The 20,518-nt window shown below is 39.0% G+C and carries 17 protein-coding genes; 14 read left to right on the top strand and 3 right to left on the bottom strand.

The window, feature by feature from the left end; genetic code table 11:
• Window positions 1-193 precede the first annotated feature (193 nt).
• The 4 genes from ELS83_RS05240 to ELS83_RS05225 all read left to right on the top strand — a co-directional run bounded on the left by ELS83_RS05240 (window position 194) and on the right by ELS83_RS05225 (window position 5,053).
• Window positions 194-1,750, top strand: coding sequence for a DUF4301 family protein (locus ELS83_RS05240; protein WP_171594476.1), 1,557 nt, complete (start codon window positions 194-196; stop codon window positions 1,748-1,750).
• A 150-nt stretch (window positions 1,751-1,900) separates the two neighbouring features.
• Complete coding sequence (locus tag ELS83_RS05235; RefSeq protein WP_171594475.1) at window positions 1,901-3,307, top strand: tetratricopeptide repeat protein; 1,407 nt, start codon at window positions 1,901-1,903, stop codon at window positions 3,305-3,307.
• Window positions 3,308-3,345: 38 nt separating this feature from the next.
• Window positions 3,346-4,281, top strand: coding sequence for a polyprenyl-phosphate transporter (locus ELS83_RS05230; protein WP_171594474.1), 936 nt, complete (start codon window positions 3,346-3,348; stop codon window positions 4,279-4,281).
• 28 nt (window positions 4,282-4,309) lie between these two features.
• Complete coding sequence (locus tag ELS83_RS05225; protein WP_171594473.1) at window positions 4,310-5,053, top strand: shikimate dehydrogenase family protein; 744 nt, start codon at window positions 4,310-4,312, stop codon at window positions 5,051-5,053.
• Between the two features lie 62 nt (window positions 5,054-5,115).
• Here the strand turns inward: ELS83_RS05225 and ELS83_RS05220 are convergent, their stop codons facing one another.
• Both ELS83_RS05220 and ELS83_RS05215 read right to left on the bottom strand, forming a co-directional pair.
• On the bottom strand, window positions 5,116-7,809 hold the full coding sequence (locus tag ELS83_RS05220) for a TonB-dependent receptor (RefSeq protein ID WP_171594472.1): 2,694 nt from the start codon (window positions 7,807-7,809) through the stop codon (window positions 5,116-5,118).
• 99 nt (window positions 7,810-7,908) lie between these two features.
• Window positions 7,909-8,751 carry a GLPGLI family protein gene (locus ELS83_RS05215; protein ID WP_171594471.1) on the bottom strand — a complete coding sequence of 281 codons (843 nt, stop codon included), beginning with the start codon at window positions 8,749-8,751 and terminating at the stop codon, window positions 7,909-7,911.
• 206 nt (window positions 8,752-8,957) lie between these two features.
• Between ELS83_RS05215 and ELS83_RS05210 the strand changes: the two genes are divergently transcribed.
• Both ELS83_RS05210 and ELS83_RS05205 read left to right on the top strand, forming a co-directional pair.
• Window positions 8,958-9,908 carry a TRM11 family SAM-dependent methyltransferase gene (locus tag ELS83_RS05210; RefSeq protein WP_171594470.1) on the top strand — a complete coding sequence of 317 codons (951 nt, stop codon included), beginning with the start codon at window positions 8,958-8,960 and terminating at the stop codon, window positions 9,906-9,908.
• Between the two features lie 175 nt (window positions 9,909-10,083).
• Window positions 10,084-10,407 (top strand): hypothetical protein, encoded by a 324-nt coding sequence (locus ELS83_RS05205; RefSeq protein WP_171594469.1) that lies wholly within the window; start codon window positions 10,084-10,086, stop codon window positions 10,405-10,407.
• A gap of 233 nt (window positions 10,408-10,640) precedes the next feature.
• Here the strand turns inward: ELS83_RS05205 and truA are convergent, their stop codons facing one another.
• Window positions 10,641-11,426: a tRNA pseudouridine(38-40) synthase TruA gene (gene truA, locus ELS83_RS05200; protein ID WP_346728148.1), complete on the bottom strand. Its 786-nt coding sequence runs from the start codon at window positions 11,424-11,426 to the stop codon at window positions 10,641-10,643.
• 225 nt (window positions 11,427-11,651) lie between these two features.
• On the opposite strand from truA, the gene ELS83_RS05195 reads away from it, so the two are divergent.
• The 8 genes from ELS83_RS05195 to ELS83_RS05160 all read left to right on the top strand — a co-directional run bounded on the left by ELS83_RS05195 (window position 11,652) and on the right by ELS83_RS05160 (window position 20,202).
• Window positions 11,652-12,647, top strand: a complete 996-nt coding sequence (locus ELS83_RS05195; RefSeq protein WP_171594468.1) for an AAA family ATPase — start codon at window positions 11,652-11,654, stop codon at window positions 12,645-12,647.
• 55 nt (window positions 12,648-12,702) lie between these two features.
• Entirely contained in the window at window positions 12,703-13,572 is an 870-nt protein-coding gene (locus ELS83_RS05190) for a DUF58 domain-containing protein (RefSeq protein ID WP_171594467.1), read from the top strand.
• Between the two features lie 30 nt (window positions 13,573-13,602).
• A complete protein-coding gene (locus tag ELS83_RS05185; RefSeq protein WP_171594466.1) occupies window positions 13,603-14,622 on the top strand; it encodes a DUF4381 domain-containing protein in 1,020 nt (339 codons plus the stop codon).
• A gap of 18 nt (window positions 14,623-14,640) precedes the next feature.
• Window positions 14,641-15,633, top strand: coding sequence for a vWA domain-containing protein (locus ELS83_RS05180; protein ID WP_216616387.1), 993 nt, complete (start codon window positions 14,641-14,643; stop codon window positions 15,631-15,633).
• Window positions 15,634-15,668: 35 nt separating this feature from the next.
• Window positions 15,669-16,706, top strand: a complete 1,038-nt coding sequence (locus ELS83_RS05175) for a VWA domain-containing protein (RefSeq protein WP_171594465.1) — start codon at window positions 15,669-15,671, stop codon at window positions 16,704-16,706.
• Between the two features lie 20 nt (window positions 16,707-16,726).
• On the top strand, window positions 16,727-17,521 hold the full coding sequence (locus ELS83_RS05170; RefSeq protein WP_171594464.1) for a tetratricopeptide repeat protein: 795 nt from the start codon (window positions 16,727-16,729) through the stop codon (window positions 17,519-17,521).
• Window positions 17,522-17,628: 107 nt separating this feature from the next.
• On the top strand, window positions 17,629-19,437 hold the full coding sequence (locus ELS83_RS05165; RefSeq protein ID WP_171594463.1) for a BatD family protein: 1,809 nt from the start codon (window positions 17,629-17,631) through the stop codon (window positions 19,435-19,437).
• A gap of 15 nt (window positions 19,438-19,452) precedes the next feature.
• Window positions 19,453-20,202 (top strand): tetratricopeptide repeat protein, encoded by a 750-nt coding sequence (locus tag ELS83_RS05160; RefSeq protein WP_171594462.1) that lies wholly within the window; start codon window positions 19,453-19,455, stop codon window positions 20,200-20,202.
• Window positions 20,203-20,518 lie beyond the last annotated feature (316 nt).

Here is a 20,518-nt window from a genome sequence, read left to right as displayed (position 1 = left end):
ATCACGATTAAACTGATATAGTTACAGCTCCTTTTGCAGTTTTATGTCGATACTACTTGCCATGTTTCAATTCTATTGCGATTTTGTAAAAATGCTGTATTGCATAATTTTTTTCTTTATTAAAGTGCCATGTCTTTTCATTTTTTGAAAGTATTCTTTATCTTGCTTCGGACACTTTAATAAAACTTTAACCATGTTTTCAGAACAAGATCTATCTCAATTTGAATCGAAAGGAATCTCCAAAGAAACAATTGAAAAGCAAATCAACGACTTCAAGAATGGGTTTCCAAAGATGAAATTGAAAAAACCGGCTACAATCGAAGACGGTATCACCAAAATTCAAGATGAAGAACTTGAGATTTACGAAGAAGTATACAATACGCATTCAAAAAATCTCTCACTCCTAAAATTTGTTCCTGCATCTGGTGCTGCATCAAGAATGTTCAAACACCTTTACGATTTTCTGAATACCTATCAGGATACCGAAGATGAGTATTTAAAATTCCTTTGCAACAAAGGACCTGAAACCATGTTCAATTTCTTCGACAGGCTGGAAGATTTTGCTTTCTATGGCGATTTGAAAAATGCAATCACCGAAGAAGGTTTAGATTTGGATAAAATGACTGATAAGAATCAGTTCAAAGAAATTTTATCGATGCTTCTGAACAGCAAAGGTCTTAACTATGGCAACCTGCCTAAAGGATTATTGAAATTCCACAGGTACAAGCATTACTCAAGAACATCTTTCGAAGAGCATTTGGTTGAAGCATTAAATTATGCCAAAGACAAAGATGGAAATTCTAAAATCCATTTGACCGTATCGGAAGATCATAAAGACTTATTTAACGAACGTTTCAATAAAACCTGCACCACTTTCGAAGAGAAGTATGAAGGTAAATTAGATGTTTCCTATTCTGTACAAAAATCTTCAACCGACACATTAGCGGTTGACATCAATAACGAACCTTTCCGAAACGAAGATGGCTCAATCCTATTCCGTCCGGGTGGTCATGGTGCGCTAATCGAAAACCTGAATGAGCTTGATGCTGATATTGTTTTCGTAAAGAACATCGACAATGTGGTTCCTGACCGCTTGAAAGAAACCACCTACAAGTTTAAAAAGGTTTTGGCCGGAGTATTACTGGAAAATCAGTCTATCATTTTCGATTACATCAAATTATTGAAAGCCGATCAGGATATTTCTGAAGAAAGCCTGAACGAGATGATGACTTTCCTTGAAGAAAAGTTGTGCACAACTCCACCTGCAAGTTTGAAGAAAGATCAGCCCGAAAAAGTAAAAAAATACCTTTTAGAGAAGTTCAACCGACCAATTCGCGTTTGCGGTATGGTGAAAAACGAAGGCGAACCCGGTGGTGGTCCTTTCTGGGCTCGCAACACCGATGGTTCGGTTTCATTGCAAATTGTTGAAGGTTCGCAGATCGATAAATCGGATGTAAGACAAAAGAACATCCTGGAAAGAGCAACTCACTTTAACCCGGTTGATTTGATTTGCGGTACCAAAGATTTCGAAGGCAAAAAGTTTGACCTGCATCAGTTTATCGATCCACAAACGGGTTTCATATCCGAGAAATCGAATAATGGCCGCGATCTAAAAGCCATGGAATTACCAGGCTTGTGGAATGGTGCTATGTCGGACTGGAACACCATATTTGTAGAGGTTCCGATTATTACCTTTAACCCGGTAAAAACAGTTTTCGACCTATTAAGAATAGAACACAGAAACTTATAACCAACAAAGGTCTTGCATTGCAAGGCCTTTTATTTTAGGTTAAAACGAGATTTTCATTGATAAAAACACCCGCTTTGTTAATATCTTGAAACTTGATAATCTTAAAATAAATCCTACTTTTGCAATGCAGTAATCATTTTAATTTGGTAAATGATAGATAATACAGAAAACTATCTTGATGGTGATGTACTTACAATTGTAAGTAGATATGAAGAAATGATACAAGCGAATGAGCTTTATTACTTTGATGTGCATGAATTTGAAAGCATCATAGATCATTATATCGAAAAAAATAAACTTAGCGATGCTGTTAAAGTAACTAACATTGCCAGAAAACAGCACCCTTCTGCCATATCCATCCAAATTAAAAGAGCCCAGGTTCTGATCAATCGTGGACAACACCTCGAAGCACTTGCCATCCTCAACAAAGTTCAGGGAATCGAATCGTCGAACAAAGAAATTTGGCTTTTAAAAGGCAATATCTATAACCTGATGGGCAAGCATAAAAGTGCCAAAAAACAATTCGACGAAGCGCTTACAAAAGATCATGAAAACAGGGAAGATTTACTCTTTAGAATCGCCATGGCCTTTGAACAACTTGGACAATTCGATTTGGCAATTGGTTACCTCGAGGAAGCTTTAAGACTTAACGCAGATGATTCGGAAGTTCTTTTTGAATTGGGATATTGTTACGAAAAATTAGGCCTCGATGAACAAAGCATCGAAACCTACACCAAATTCCTCGACATCAATCCTTTTTCGGACAATGCCTGGTACAATATCGGAATTGTATACAATCGACTTTCGAACTTCGAAAAAGCAATGGAAGCTTACGATTTTGCATTAGCTATAAATCCGCAACACAGCAAGGCCTATTTTAATATGGCCAACGCACTGGCCAATTCTGGTAAATTTGAAGAAGCCATAAAATACTATATCGAATACCTGGAGTTTGAGGACGATCATGCATCAACCTACTCCTATATTGGTGAGTGCTTCGAAAAATTAAATGAGTACGACCAGGCATTGAACTACTACGAAACAGCCATTAAAACCAATGAAGAATTGCCAGACCCATGGTTTGGAATGGGATTGATTTTAATGTACCAGGATAAGATTGATGAAAGTTTGGTATACCTCGAAAAAGCCAAGAAGTTGGATGATACCAATCCTGATTACTGGTTCGCACTGGCATCGGCCTACTCAAGGTCTGAAACACCGCAACGAGCTGTTAGAGCATTTCGTGAAGCCATCGATTTGGATCCGTACGATCCTACCTTCTCGATTACACTGGCCGAATTTTATCACCAGAACGAAAAAGTAGAAACTGCCATTGATGTACTATTGGAAAGCCTTGGGTACAATCCGGATTCTCCACAAATCATCAATAACCTGGCAGCATACTACATGCTTTCAGGCGATTTAAATGCTACCGAGCATTACATCAAAAAGGCTTCTGATATCGATATCGACAACCTAAAGGAGATCTATCTTCAGTTTCCTGAATTGGAAGACAATTCAACTTTCAAGAAGATTATTGCGGCCTATTCCGCTTAAAAAAATACATTCAGACTTACTTTCAAGCTTACACAATTATGTCTAGAAAAATTAAAGATTATGTTCTTATTGCCCTAAAAGGAATGGGAATGGGAGCTGCTGATGTGGTACCTGGAGTTTCGGGTGGAACCATCGCTTTTATTACCGGAATTTACGAAGAGTTAATCAATACCATTAAATCGGTTAACCTAAGTTCGGTAAAGCTTCTTTTTCAATTTAAGTTGAAAGATTTTTGGAAAGCCATCAATGGCAACTTCCTTTTGGCATTGATTTCGGGAATTGCAATTAGCATCCTTTCCCTGGCCAAACTGGTAAGATACCTTCTGGAACAACAGCCCATTCTAATATGGTCCTTCTTTTTCGGCCTGATTGTAGCTTCGGCAATTGTCATAGCCAAGAAAATTACCGAATGGAAAATAAGAACCATCCTTGCCCTGATTATTGGGACCGCCATTTCTTACATGATTACAGAAATTGCCCCAGCCGAAAGTCCGACAAGTTATTGGTTCATGTTTATTTCTGGCGCACTGGCCATTTGTGCCATGATTCTTCCGGGAATTTCGGGAGCATTTATCCTGGTTCTTTTGGGATCGTACAATCATATTTTAAGCGCCCTGAGCAGCTTTAAAATTGATGTAATTGCAGTAGTAGCAATGGGTGCAGGAATTGGAATTTTAAGCTTCTCTCATCTTTTGAGCTGGTTGCTGCGAAAGTACCACAACATGACCATAGCATTGCTTTCAGGCTTTATGATTGGATCACTGAACAAAGTATGGCCCTGGAAAGAGACCGTTTCAAGCTATATCGATCGACATGGTGTTGAGAAACCATTGGATCAAAACAATATCCTTCCTGGAAAATTTGAGACATTATTCAACCAGGATTCACAAGTTTACATTGCTTTGATTTTGGCAGTTGCAGGATTCTTACTAATTTGGATTATGGAGAAATACGCTCCCGAAAAGTCAAAATAATCAACAAGCACTAACCTAACAAAGCACAATGAACACATACGGCATTCTTGGATATCCTTTGGGACATTCCTTTTCGAAAAAGTATTTTGAGGAGAAATTTGATCAATTGCAAGTAGAAGCAGAGTTTCTGAATTTCGAGCTCCCTTCAATTCAGGAACTGCCTAAAACTTTGAAAGAAAAGACCGAACTGAAAGGCTTTTGTGTTACCATTCCTTACAAGGAAGAAGTCATTCCCTTTTTGGATGAGATAGACCCATTGGCTGAAAAACTAGGTGCAGTAAATTCTGTTCAGATTATCAAAAATGGGGAACACACCAGGCTTAAAGGTTTCAACACCGATATTTATGGTTTCCAGGAATCTTTAAAAGAGTTTATTGGCGAAAAGCGTCCGAAAGCCTTGATTCTTGGTACCGGTGGTGCATCTAAAGCCATTGCCGGTGGTTTAGAAGATTTAGGCATTGAATACCGATTTGTGAGCAGAAAAGCTCAACCCAATCAGTTTACCTACGATCAATTGACAAAGGAAATTATCCAGTACTTTAAACTAATTATCAATTGTTCTCCACTGGGAACATTTCCAAAAGAAGATACTTGTCCGTGTATTCCTTACAAACACCTTGGCGAAAAGCACTTCTTGTACGATTTGGTGTACAATCCGGCCGAAACCTTGTTCATGAAAAAAGGTGCAGAACAGGGAGCAAAAACGCACAATGGTTTGAAAATGCTTCATCTGCAGGCGGAAAAAAACTGGGAAATCTGGAACGCAAAATAGAATACAATTACGAATTACGACATGGAAATATGCAATCGTAATTCGTAATTTTAAATTCGTAATTAAATATCATACTTCACAGTAAACAACACATATCTAGGTTGAATGTAGTAGGTCGAACTTGTAAAGGAGAAGTTATTCTCGCTGTTTCGATCCAATGAATCATTGTTCAGCAAATTCTTGCCCTTAATACCAAACTCCCATTTGCTGTCCTTCTTACGGTACAATAAATCTGCTTCCAAAAAGCTGTATTCATTTTCTATGGTCTTTTCCCTATCGGTATACGAATAAAAATCGTACTCGGCGGTAAGGGTAAAATTCTTCAAGAATGCCATATCCAAACTGGCAAACGGACGCTTGGTATAGTAAGTAGAACTAATGGCTCCCCTGTCGTACTGGTTAATGCTGTATTTGTAGCCCAATTCAATGTTGGGTGCATTCTTAAAATTGGTACCGATAGAACCTGTATAATTCTGATTAATCGATTCGGATTTTGTTGGTTCAGAATTCACAAGGTTGTTGCTCTCGCTCCAGGAAACATTTGCCTTTGCCGAAACTTTAAAATTCTTAAAAGTACGCTGATAACGTGTATTCACACTCAATGATTCATCTGATAAATCGGAATTAATAGTTGAACTCACCTGGTTAATGCCCATTGGAATTACATTGTTCTTAAATCCCTCGATACTCTTGGTATAACTAATATTGGCAAACATGTGTGTGAAGTTAAACATGTTAAAACTGAAGAAATTCAGGGAGACATTGTGTTTTAACGAGCTCTCCAATTCAGGATTCCCACTGTACACCGAATTGTAATTATTCAGCACAAAGGCTTCGGCATATTTCGACACATCGGTAAAGGTCCTGGTAATTCGATAGTTGAATCGCAAGTTCTCCGATTTTTTCAACTGCATGTTCACATAAATATCAGGCAATACCGAAGTTAAGTTATCCTTCACCTTCTTGCTGTGCTGCGTACTTTTGGTTTCGTACTGGTGAATGGTTACACCAGGATTAAAGGTAAACATCCCTGCTTTCAGTTTGTAATGAAATCCGAAAAACAGGTCCGAAACATTAAACTTCACATCGTTCTCAAACTCTTCTCCTTCCATTTCCAGTTTGCTATTATCGTCTAGTGTCTGGAAAATTCCAGTATCGTAATTCTGGTGATTTTGAGTTGTTCCAAGCGTAAACTGTAAGTTGCTCTTATCGCCGGTAACCAGGTAATAATCCAGTTTCGCATCCAGCTTATTGGTAATAATACGCTTGTCCTGGCTTATATTGTACAGGCTTACCGAGTTATCAACCGGAAATAGGCTTGTAAAGGCAAACTCATCGCGCACAGAATTGTAATAAGGATCTTCGTTCTGATACAGATGTTGTCCCTCGAAAGCAAAAATATGTTTTTCGCTGGCCGTGTAATATATGTTTGCACTTTGCTGTAAAGTAAGTGGCTTCTGTTGCTTCAGCTGGTATATTCTGTCCGATTCATCATTCACGGTCGACAACACTTCTTCCTCCTCGTCATCATCCGATTGTTTCACGAAAATATCGTAATCGAACTGAAAATTTGCATTGGGTTTGTAAACCGAGTTGAATTTGAACAAGCCAAGGTTTACCTCCTGATCATTTTTGCTGATACTTTTCTCAACCTGCGATTGATTGTCTTCCAACTCGTAGGTCGTAACCTGCTCAGTCTCCATCAAAGTTCCCGTATAGGAATAGATTCCAAAACCACCAATATCCCAGTTATCCTTTAATTCGTAGCTAAAATTCAAGGCGGCAAATTTGGTATCGATATCTTTTGCCCTGTTGTTTTGCGCGGTCGAAATGCCTAGCGAATTAGAACCAACACCAATTGAGCTTCCTCCACCTGGATTAAAATTTCTAAATCCCCCGCTAAAATTCATGAAATCTCTTCGTGTAAATGGCACTTCTCCAATATTATTGGCATCGGTAATCAGGTTTAAACTGAATTTCGGACTGTAATAAAACAGTTTTGGATGAGCCAAATACTTTTCATCGGGACCAGCACCCGCAGTAATTTCTCCGAACCAAAATTTATCTTTTCCTTTCTTCAGGCGGATATTTAGGGCGATATTGTCTTCATCGTTGGTTAAACCTTGCATCTGGCCAATATCATTGAAATTTCTCAACACCTCAACCTTGCTTACGGCATCGGCAGGGATATTATCTGCTGCAATCTTCGAATCTCCATCAAAAAAATCCTTTCCTTCTACCATTACTTTCTGTACCTGTTTTCCTTCCACTTCTATTTGTCCGTCATCATTCATTTCAACACCTGGAAGCGAAACCAGAACATCCTTTAGTTTGCGCTCGGTACCCGTGGTAAACGAATCGGTATCGTAAACAATGGTATCACCTTTTACCATTACAGGCATGGTATAAGTTACATCTACCTCGTTCAACAGGCTGTTTTCTTCCGACATGCTTACATCCTGATTTCCATCTTCCTCTGTAGCCTCGTATCGAAATTCTTTGGCTCCAAAACCAATAAAACTGATTTTGATATTGTATACCGAACCCGATTTTAGTTTCACCTTATACAAACCGCTATGATTGGTAACACAGTACGATTCCAACAAGTTGGTTTCCGTATTCACCGCAATAACATTTGCCATTTCGATGGCTTTGCCCGAGTCGTCGGTCACAATACCCTTTAGGTTTACATCTTCCTGCGCAAAACTGCTCAGGCCAGCGCATAGCATTAGCAATATGAAAAAGTATTTCTTCATGATATTCAATTTACTTTCGATTTAAAATGAGGTAGTGGGTTCTTCTATTTTAAGGCTTTCAGCGAATTCAGTTTTCACTGATAACTGTTCACTGATAGATTATCTTCCTCCCCTAACCGGACGCATGCTTCTGAAATTCTCGCGCATCTCTTTCATTTTCTTGCGAGATATCTCATCATATTCAGCCTGGCTCACTTCTTTTCCTTTGCCTGGCTCTTTAATTTCTATCTTCTCTTTGGGGTTCAATACAATTTTTGAGCATAGGATACTTGTTCTACCATCGTTCAATTCCATGATTAAACCCGGCAAGCCCCAATACTCTCCCGGCCCTTGGTTCACAGGAATCTCCGGACAATACCAGGCTACGATTTCGATCTCTTTCTCAATCATCTCTGACTCCTTATTTTCATTTTCCTGTCCTCGGCCCGGTCGTTGAAAAACAGCACGCATATTTGGCTCAACCACATGCTTTATTGCAGTTGCCTTATAAGCTGTATAATTCCCAATCTTTTTGGTTTCGGCCTGCATTTGCCATTCCAGCTTTGGCAAACTGTCGTTCACCAAAAATATCTTGCCAAATAAATCTTTCGATACGGCATATTTTCCCGACTTTACATTCTTATAGTAGTCTTCACCACCGCCCATCATCATGCCCATGCGCATTCCTCCGCGGCCCTGTCCCATTCCGGGCTGCTCCAACTTCTCTTCTTGTTTGTAGATCGATTCTGTTCGGTTAAAACTTAAAATGTAGGTTCTCTCGCTCATCTGTTTCATACGTTCCAGTATCATCTTCTTTCGATCTTCAGGAATCTGTCTTCCACCAAAATCCATATCAATGGTGGTTTTACTTTCGTAATAGGCTTTTCCCTGGAAATCCTGGGCAAACAGACTGCTTCCGAAAACCAGTAGCAAACAGGCAAAGGTCAATAGCAATTTCTTCATGATGTACAATTTATTTTACGTTCTGATGCTATGACTACCAATCTTACAAATGGTTTAAAACTGATTCTCACTTTAAGCAGGTTTGTTTTTGTTAATTAATGCGGTTTTGATAATTTCGGGGCGTTGTATAAAATAGGTTCAGCCTGTAAAATCAGGGAGGAAAATTCTAAGATACCCGGCCAACATTTAGACTATTGATAGCGAAGATGCAAACAAGCAATTACATATATACTTATATCTACGATCATCACGAAAGTGAACTTTGTAAACTCGAATCCAAATATTTGTTCAAGCAGGAAGAGAAAGACAAAGTGCTAATTTCGGATGTAAAGGTCGAACCTTCCTGCAGTGCTTTCATCAGGAAAAGATTGGATGTACACCTATCTTCCGAAAACTACCTGGATTTGATTGAGAAAATCAAATCTGAAAAGATCTGCGTAGACGAATTCAAAGTAGAATATGTAGTGCTTAATGGTGACCGAACCCGTTACAAGGACAGGCTGGACAAGCTGAGAGATGTAGGCTACAACATCGATGGGATTCCTGAATATTACAAACCCAAAACCACCTATGCCATTTGTTTTCACGAAAACACCTGGTATTTTGGCACGTTACTTAAGAACGATTTTTCATGGGAAAAGCATAACAAAAAACCATTCTCATACAGCAATTCCATCAACATTAATATTGCAAAAGCCCTGGTAAATATGGCTGGAAAATCCGGCAACGAAAGCAAATTACTTGATGCTTGTTGCGGTGTTGGCACCATTATGCTGGAAGCATGTTATGCAGGAAAGCACATCGAAGGCTGCGATATCAACTGGAAAGTTTGTCGACAAGCGCGCGCAAACCTGGCACATTTCAATTACGAAACCACCGTTTATCGTTCTGATATCAAAGACATCGAAAAACGTTACGATGCTGCCATTATCGATTTGCCCTACAATTTGTTTAGCTATGCCGACGAAAATACCATTGCTCATATCATCGAATCATCGGCCAAAATTGCCAATCAAATGGTGATTGTATCTACCACCAACATTAGTGAAGCTATTGATAAAGCAGGCTTCAAAGTATCCGACCATTGTAGTGTTCGCAAAAATGAAAAAACAAATTTCGTAAGACAGATTTGGGTTTGTGTAAAAACTAATGCCTAAGAGTTAGATTATTTCAGCTTATTTCCAGGGAAAAGAATAATGACCTTTCGTTGTTTTGATATATATCATATCATTTTTTCATATGCATTATTTAATACTTTAATATATATTTAATTTATCGTTGATATATATCAATCTAAATAAAGAATAGTACACCTTTGCTAAAAAGTAAGCATTGGCAATTAACAATGATCAATTAATAATGAATAATAAGCTTTCTGCAGTGAGCAGTCCTGAATTAGCGGAAGCATCAAATCTTGGCAGTTTTTCTCTTCAAGACTTTTCGACTTTTAGACTTTTGATGCTTCTGTCGCATGCAAATAAGCACAATAATAAAAGCAGCCAGTTGCGACGATTTTCGGTGGTCGACTTTACCCAGGGTGACACTCGCTTCGCTCATTTGCCCTGGGCAAGAAAGAAAATTGCCTTTCAGGCAAAATCTCAAGATAAAAGTTTGCATTGTCCCAACGACATTCAAAAATTTGTTGGGCACCCATAGATGAAGAAGTCGTTAAGAACAGAATTCCATGAACGAGGTACGAGTGAATATTATTCTGTTTAGAATTCGAATCGTAATGGGTAACAAAATTTTTGTTGTCTAGTCTTTTTGATTCTTTTGTGATAATGACAAAAGAATAGCCCGTCCGGCTTGAGGGCTACCACTTCTAAGAATATGATTTTAATTTCGTGGCAAAAGCCCCTCAAAAACAGGCAAAATCAAGAGGAATAAAACTAAATCTCCCTAATCGACTCCGGGTAATCAATCTCTGCCAAAAACAAGCCATGTCCAGGAACAGAAGTACCCGCATTGGAGCGGTTTTTACTTTCGATTACCTTACGAAAATCGTTTACATTTATTTTACCTCGCCCTACTTCAACAAGAGTACCCACAATGGCACGAACCATATTGCGAAGAAAACGATCGGCCTTTACCGTAAATACCAATTCATCATCAGACTCTTTCCATTCTGCATGGTAGATTTTACAATTATTGGTTTTTACATCGGTGTGCAGTTTACTAAAACTGGTAAAATCTTCGTATTCGAATAGAATTTGAGCCGCCTCATTCATTTTTTGTACGTCAAGCTCGTAAGGCACTTTCCAGTGCGATTCCAATCGGAAAGGATTCTTCTCCTTGCTGATAAAATAGTGGTAAGTTCTTGCAGTGGCATCAAAACGGGTATGTGCCTCGGTATTTACCTGGAAAGTTTGTTTTATGGCAATATCATGTGGAAGAAAACGATTCAAACGAAAACTCAGTTTATCACAATCAAAACTCACTTGCTCATCTACATCGAAATGGGCATAAAAGTCGCTGGCATGAACACCGGTATCGGTTCTACCGCATCCCACCACATTAATTTCAGCATTTAATAGGGTCGACAGGGCTTTGTTCAATACCTCCTGCACAGTAATGGCGTTGGGCTGTATTTGCCATCCATGGTAATTGGTGCCTTTATAGCTTAACCTGATAAAATATCGCTTGTTCAAATCGTAGTGTTTTTCTATGTCTGCCACAAAAATAATAATAAACTGCAAGAGTGAAAGAGAGCCAAACCTGAAAAGCCCATGCTCCATTTTTGAAGCTTGATTCTTGAAGCATGAAACTCGCTGCTTTAAAAGCATTAACACTTTTTAACTGCCTCGACCTTTTATAAAATCATCAAAAATTTATCTTTGTAGAGGTTTTTCGGGAAACCGAAGCATTTTATGTAAAAATTAAAGTAAAAAATAAATATTTCTATGATCCAAACTGTTGATATCAAAGAGCTAAATGAACGTATCCAAAGAGAAAGTTCTTTTGTGGATATGATTTCTATGGAGATGAACAAAGTTATTGTTGGTCAGAAACACCTGGTTGAAAGCCTTTTAATTGGTATGCTTTCCAATGGTCACATCTTACTGGAAGGGGTTCCTGGTTTGGCAAAAACACTTGCCATTAACACACTTTCAACTACTATCGATGCTGATTTCAGTCGTATTCAGTTTACTCCGGACCTTTTGCCTGCCGATTTATTGGGTACAATGATCTACAGCCAGAAGAAAGAGGAATTCGTAGTGAAGAAAGGACCAATCTTTGCCAACTTCATCCTTGCCGATGAGATCAACCGTGCTCCTGCCAAGGTTCAGGCTGCTTTGCTTGAGGCCATGCAGGAACGTCAGATCACAATTGGGGACAATACCTATAAATTGGAGGAACCATTCCTTGTAATGGCAACCCAAAACCCGATTGAGCAAGAAGGTACCTACCCGCTTCCTGAAGCACAGGTTGACCGTTTTATGCTGAAAGTGGTAATCAACTATCCTAAAAAAGAGGAAGAGCAATTAATCATGCGTCAGAATCTTTTGAAGGCATTCCCAAAAGCATCACAAATCTTAAAGCCAGAAGATATCATTAAAGCACGCGATGTGGTGAAAGATGTTTATATGGATGAGAAGATTGAAAAATACATTGTAGATATTATTTTCGCTACACGTTTCCCAGCCGATTACGGATTGGAGAAATACAAGGATATGATCGCATTTGGTGGATCGCCACGTGCAAGTATCTCTTTGGCATCCGCTGCTAAGGCTTATGCATTCATCAAGCGCAGAGGTTACGTAATTCCTGAAGATATTCGTGCCGTTTGCCACGACGTATTGCGCCACAGAATTGGTTTGACTTACGAAGCAGAAGCAAATAACATTACCAGCGAAAATATCATTAGCGAAATCCTAAATACTGTTGAAGTACCGTAGTACCAATTATCAATTAGTAATTAGCAATTAATAATTATTCATTCTTAATTGAACTATGGAAACTAGTGAATTATTAAAACGCGTAAGGCAAATCGAGATCAAAACCAGGGGACTTTCCCGCAATATTTTTGCAGGGGAATATCACTCTGCCTTTAAGGGTCGAGGTATGACTTTCGCCGAGGTTCGCGAATATCAGTATGGAGACGATATCCGAAACATCGACTGGAATGTTACGGCGCGCTACAATCATCCTTACGTAAAGTTGTTCGAAGAGGAACGTGAGCTTACTGTAATGCTGATGATTGATGTAAGTGGTAGCCGGGAGTTTGGTACGATGTCGAAGCTGAAGAAAAATCAGATTACCGAAATTGCAGCTGTTTTGGCTTTCTCGGCCATTCAGAACAACGATAAAATTGGTGTGATTTTCTTTTCGGATACCATCGAGAAATTTATCCCTCCTAAAAAAGGGAAAACACATATTCTGAGAATTATTCGCGAGTTAATCGATTTTCAGCCTGAACACAGAAGTACCAATATCAGCAATGCATTGCGTTACCTTACCAATGCCATTAAAAAAAGATGTACCACTTTCGTGATATCAGACTTTATCGATAATGACTTCGAAAATGCCTTGACCATTGCGAACAAAAAGCACGATGTGGTGGCGCTTAAAATTTACGATCAGCGCGAAATGGAACTTCCTTCCATTGGCCTGATAAAAATTAAAGATGCCGAAACGGGAGAATATTCCTGGGTAGATACATCGAACAAAAAGGTTCGCGACAGATACGCCGGGTGGTGGCGCAAGCAAGAAGAAAATACCACCGAAGTTTTTAAGCGTTCGGGAGTTGATGTGGCAAACATCAGAACCGATCAGGATTACGTAAGATCGCTGATTAATTTATTCCAACGCCGAGGACATTAATACCATTTTAAAATCAGGTAACTGAGAACTATGGCAAATCAAATAAAAAAACATATTACATTCCTAACAAAGGCTTTTGCTTTAACATTGTTGTTTGCATCTGTACTTGTTTCTCAGCCTTCTATTGCTCAGAACGATGGAGGAATAAATTACGGGGTAAAACTAGATACCAATGTCATTGTAATTGGCGATCAGATCAATCTGAAACTTTCGGTTGATCAGCCGAAAGGCTTGAAAATTGGATTCCCGGTTTTTTCGGATAGCATTGTAAATGGAGTGGAAATTATCAAACAATTTCCGCAGGATACAACTGCCAATGATGATGGAACCATTAAGGTGGATAAAAACTACACGATTACCTCTTTCGATGGTGGTGTGTACAAACTGAAACCTTTCGAGTTTCAGGTGTATGGCAGCGTAAACCAGATTCTGCGCACCGATACCTTGTTATTGGGGGTTAAAACCATGCAAATCGATACCACAAAGGGAAATTTCGATATCGTGATGCCAATTCAAACACCAATTTCCTTTGCAGAGCTTGCTCCCTGGATTTTGAGTAGCTTGCTGGTACTTGCCCTGATCGTATTTTTGATCTGGTATTTCAGATTCCGCCAAAAGGATCAGCCATTGTTTGCCGTTTCGAAACCCATTGAACCAGCCCATGTTACCGCGCTGAAAAAACTGGACGAAATTAAACAGCAAAAGCTGTGGCAAGGAGGAAAAGTAAAACAGTTCCATTCTGATATTACCGATACCATTCGAACTTATCTTGATGAGAGATACAACATGTCGACTCAGGAATCGACTACCGATGAGATTCTTGATGCTGTGAGTTCGGTTGAAGTAAATAATGAATGGCATGCTACCCTTAGAGAGGTTCTTGAACGTGCCGATTTGGCAAAATTCGCAAAATTCCAACCGCTTCCTAACGAAAACGAAAGAAGCATGAAATATGCTTACCAAATTGTTGAATCGACAATTTTGATCGAGAAGGAAGAAGAGAAAAGCGAAGAATCGGAACAAGAAGAAAAATCTGAGGATAACAAGTAAACATTGAAACAATAGACTATGAGTTCTATACAATTTGCAAATCCGGAATATTTCTACCTGTTGTTACTTTTGGTGCCATTAATTGCATGGTACATTCTGAAGGACAAAAATGCACATGCAAGTATTCAGGTTTCTACTGTAAAAAGTTTTAATGCTGCTCCCAAAACCTATAAATACTATTTGCGCCATGCGCTGATTGTATTTCGTGTTTTGGCAATAGCATTTATCGTTATAGCACTGGCTCGTCCGCAGTCGAGCAATAAATTCCAGGATACCATTACCGAAGGAATCGATATTGTAATGTCGCTGGATATTTCGAGCAGTATGTTGGCTCGTGACTTTGAGCCCGATCGCCTGGAAGCTGCCAAAGAAGTGGCAACCCAATTTATTACCGGTCGCCCGGAAGATAAAATCGGTTTGGTAATTTTTAGTGGTGAGAGTTTCACGCAGTGTCCATTGACAACCGACCATGCCGTACTGATTAACCTGTTTAAGGATATTCAGAGCGGAATGATTGAAGATGGTACTGCAATAGGACTTGGTTTGGCCAATGCTGTGAACCGATTGAAAGACAGCGAATCAAAATCGAGAGTGGTAATTCTGCTTACCGATGGTGACAACAACCGAGGTGAGATAGCACCATTAACAGCGGCAGAGCTGGCAAAATCTTTTGGCATTCGTGTATATACCATTGGTATTGGAACCAGAGGAACTGCGCCATATCCTGTGCAAACTGCTTTTGGAATCAGCATGAGAAACATGCCGGTGAAATTTGACGAGTCGGTACTAAAAGAGATTGCAGAAATGACTGGCGGACAATATTTCCGTGCTACCGACAACAACAAGCTGAAAGCTATTTATGCTGAAATTGACCAGCTTGAAAAGAGTAAAATTGAAGTAAAACAATACAGCACCAAAAGCGAAGAGTTCTTGCTTTTTGCCATGCTTGGGGCATTGTTTTTGCTGTTAGAAATTGCATTACGCAATTCTGTTTTAAGGAACATTCCTTAATTGTAATTATTTGATAAACCGAAAATCGTTGATAAATGGATCAGTTTCGTTTCGATCATCCTGAATTTCTATACTTATTCGTACTGATACCCGTATTGGTGGTATTGTACTGGGTAAGCCATGTTATAAAGAAGAAGGCGCTGCAAAAATTTGGTGAGATGAATATTATCTCCCAGTTGATGCCCTATGCTTCTTTTACCCGACCTGTTTATAAATTTTCAATACTGATATTGGCCTTAAGCTTTATCATTATTGGAGTAGCAGGTCCACAATTTGGCTCAAAGCTTCAAAAAATACAGAGAAAAGGTGTTGAGGTAATCATTGCTTTGGATGTTTCCAACTCGATGATGGCCCAGGACATTCAACCCAACCGACTGGAACGTGCCAAACGTGCCATTTCGAAAATGGTTGACAAGCTTAACAACGATAAGGTGGGCTTGATTGTATTTGCTGGTGAAGCCTATACCCAGTTGCCAATTACAACCGATTATGCTTCGGCAAAACTTTTTTTGTCGTCGATAAGTACCGATATCGTCCCTATACAGGGAACTGCAATTGGTTCGGCTATTAGCTTGGCAACCCGAAGTTTTACTCCCGATAGCGAAGCAAGCAAGGCCATAATTGTAATTACCGATGGTGAAAACCATGAAGACGATGCAGTATCTGCGGCAAGTATGGCCAAAGAAATGGGCATTGCCGTTCATACCATTGCCATGGGATTGCCCGAGGGTGCTCCTATTCCGGTAAGAGCCGGATCGAGCGATTTCAGACGCGATGACGATGGAAACATTGTGATTTCGAAACTGGATCAGCAGATGGTTGAGGAAATTGCTACCGCCGGAGGTGGAAAAGCCGTAATTGCCAACAACACAACAACGGGTTTAAACGTTTTATTCAGAGAGATTAATAAAATGGATAAAACCGAACTGGAAGCAAGGGTTTATACAGCTTACGACGAGAAGTTTCAAATCTTTTTGGCCATTGGCTTGTTGCTCTTGTTCATTGAATTCCTTGTATTGGAACGTAAGAACCGTCATTTAAAAGACATTAATATATTTAATCCATCGAAGTAGAACGATACAAATCCCAACTTATGAAAAAAGTACTATTGTTATTCATTTGCATGATTTGTCTTCTAAGCATGGAGGCATTTGCCCAAAAGGAAAGAAAGTTTATTCGCTCGGGGAATGAACTGTTTGAGGGAGAGAAATTTGAAAATTCGGAGGTTGAGTATCGCAAAGCTCTCGATAAGAAAGTAAACTCTTACGAAGCCGGATTTAACCTGGGTGATGCATTGTACAAGCAGAAAAAGTATGAGGAAGCTTTAAAGCAATTCCAAACTTTGGCTGTGAACGAGAAAGATCCTGAAAAACTGGGCCACCTCTTCCACAATATGGGAAATACCTTGCTGGAGAGTAAAAAGATTGATGAGAGTATTGAGGCTTACAAGCAATCGTTGCGTTACAATCCAAATTCGCAGGAGACCAAATACAACCTGGAATATGCTCGCCAAATGAAAAAGAAACAGGAAGAAGAGCAGAAAAAACAAGATCAGAATAAGGATCAAAACCAGGACCAGAAAGATCAGGATAAAAAAGACCAGGACAAGAAGGATCAGGACAAGAAGGATCAAGATAAAAAAGATCAAGACAAAAAGGATCAAGACAAGAAAAATCAGGATAAAAAGGACCAGGATCAGAACAAAGATCAGCAAGACAAAGGTGATAAGGATAAACAGCAGCAACAGCAGCCAAAAATTTCGAAGGAAGATGCTCAGCGCCTGTTAGAAGCTTTGGAAAACGATGAGAAGAAAGTTCAGGAAAAGGTTCAGAAAGCCAAGGCTAAAGCCATGAAGGCGAAAAAAACGAAAATCAAAAAGGATTGGTAATTGATTTTTAAATCTTGACCTATAATGGCGATTTATCAGTACATTTGTGCGATAAATAACCCAAAGAACAAACAAAAGAAATACATCTGAAAAACAGAATATTACGGATGAAGAAAATATTTTTCTTACTATTAGCGACACTATTCATAACTTCCAACTCATTTGCAGAAGAAGTTAAATTTACGGCAGCAGCACCTCGTGTAGTTGAAGTTGGCGAACAATTTCGATTGGTTTACACGGTAAACGAAAAAGCCAAAGACATTCAGCTTCCTTCACTTACAGGTTTTAGAGTACTGATGGGCCCATCGACTTCTCGAAATTCGAGCTCACAATACATTAACGGGAAATGGACTTCGGCGACCAAATACACATATACATACGTGTTATTGGCAGAAAAAGAAGGAAAGTTTACTGTAAATCCAGCCAAAATAAAGGTAAAAGGTTATGAGTTTAACTCCAATTCGGTAAGCATCGAAGTGGTGAAAGCAAACGAAAAACCTCAAAACACCCAGAGCGGACAATCAAACCAGGCTACAGCAACAAAAATTACTCAAGCCAATTTGTTTGTAAAGGTGAATGTTGATCGCAAGAGCGTATACATGGGCGAACATGTTGTTGCAACAATTAAAGTTTATACCAGGCTAAACATTGCAGGTTTTGGCGATTCTAAATTTCCTTCCTTCAATGGATTTTTAAGTCAGGAAATACCAACGCCGGGACAAATCTCATTGCAAAGAGAAAATGTAAATGGCACAATTTATAATGTTGGCACCATTCGTAAATTAATTTTATTTCCGCAGCATACGGGTAATATTACCATCGATCCCTTCGAATTGGAATGTATCATTCGTCAGCGCAGATCGGCAAGTGGCAACAGGGGCTTCTTCGACGATTTCTTTGACAATTACCAGGACATTAGGGTGCCACGAAAAAGTAAACCAGTTACCATTCGAGTAAAGGAGTTTCCGGCAAACAAACCTGCCAGTTTCGATGGTGCAGTGGGAAGTTTCAGATTGACAACTACCATCGACAAAGACTCGGTTCAGGCAAACGATGCGATAGCACTTAAGGTAAAAGTATCTGGTAATGGTAACTTAAAGCTGATTAATCCTCCGGAATTCGATTTCCCTGCAGATTTTGAAGTGTATGATCCAACTACCAAACAAGACATTAAGAGTACTGCAAAAGGGATGACTGGCTCAACTACCTTCGAGTATTTAATTATTCCTCGTCACGGTGGAAATTATGAAATCCCTCCGGTTGACTTTAGTTACTTTGATCCGAAAGCTGGTATTTATCGTACCCGATCAACTCCAAAATTCGATATTAAAGTTGGAAAAGGAAGTGGCGATGCAAGCAGTGCAGTGATCAGTTCCTTTTCGAAAGAAGATGTGAAATTCATTGGCAAAGACATTCGTTTTATTAAAACCAACGACTTTACACCAAGATTGAAAGGTCAAATTTTCTTTGGAACTACTAATTTTTATCTTGCTTACTTAGTACCATTTTTGGTTTTTATTCTCGCATTTGTTTTCAACAGAAAAAGAATCAGAGAGAATGCTGATGTAGCACGCGTAAAAAACAAACGTGCCAATCGTGTAGCCATGAAGAGGTTGAAAGCGGCTTCGGCAAGTCTAAAAGCTCAGAAGAAAGAGGAATTTTACGACGAGATTCTAAAAGCGATTTGGGGTTATACTTCCGATAAGTTAAACCTTCCGCTGGCCAATTTGAACAAGGAAAATATTACAGAAATTCTGCATGGAAAGAATGTGGATCAAGAGCTGACCCAGAACTTCCTAAACATTCTGGACACATGTGAATTTGCACGCTATGCTCCTTCTACCGGATCATCTGAAATGGATGAATTGTATAAAAAAACAATGGATACAATTACCAAATTGGAAAAGAGCATCTAATTAATTCGAAGAGAAATGAAGAAATTACTATATATCCTAATTGCTTTACTTGTTGTTTCTGCAGCCCAGGCTCAGGACAATCCAATTCGTGAAGCAAATGAATTTTACCAAAAAGGAGAATACGAAAAGGCTATTAAATCGTACGAGTTCGTTCTGGAAACCCATATCGAAGCTCCTGAGATCTACTTTAACCTTGCCAATTCATACTACAAAACGGGTGAGATTGCTCCTGCCATTTTAAACTATGAAAGAGCAAAGTTACTTTCTCCGGAAGATGAAGACATTCAGTACAATTTAAAAATGGCTCAGGCACATGTTTTAGACAAACTGGAAGTGCTACCTGAGTTGTTCGTTAAAAGATGGGTTTCGGGCATTAGAAATGCTGTTTCCGCAGATTTATGGTCATACCTATCAATTGGATTGTTCTTCCTTTGTCTGCTTTTTGCATGTTTCTATTTGTACAGCAATAAAGTTGGTTTAAAAAAGCTTGGCTTCTTCTTTGCGGGAGTTTGTTTATTACTTAGTGTTTTAAGCTACTCTTTCGCTTCTATTAAAACCGATGAAATTACAAATCGTGAATACGCAATTATCTTTAGCCCAAGCGTTACCATTAAGGGATCCCCTGATGTAAGTGGAACAGAACTTTTCCTTTTACATGAAGGCACCAAGGTAAAAGTAACGGAACAACTTGGCGACTGGTTGAATATTCAGCTAAGTGATGGGAATAAAGGCTGGCTAAAAAAGGAAGATGTTGAAATGATCTAAAAAACACTTTCAAATTAAAATATATGCTGTTAGTTTTACTAGCAGCTTTTTTTATATTGCCAAATTGCAAACCAATACAGCTACAATAAAATTAATTCCTTTCTGTGCAAAATGTAACAGGTTTATTTAAACGTTTTTACAAAGAATTGATAAATTATGAATGCCTACTGTATTGTTACGGCCATGTGAGCATTGGAAGGTCAAGATGCTTTTGCGTAATAAAGTTTTAGTAAGACGGGATAGCTGAGAACTTTGTTCGAAGATCCTCCCGCCGCACTTAAAGTTTATTAGCAATAAGTAGTTTGAGCTTACAGGC

The sequence above is a fragment of the Marinifilum caeruleilacunae genome, from assembly GCF_013141825.1.
Lineage (GTDB): Bacteria > Bacteroidota > Bacteroidia > Bacteroidales > Marinifilaceae > Marinifilum > Marinifilum caeruleilacunae.
The sequence above is the reverse complement of the archived record's forward strand: the minus strand, read 5'-3'. Positions and strand labels throughout refer to the sequence as shown.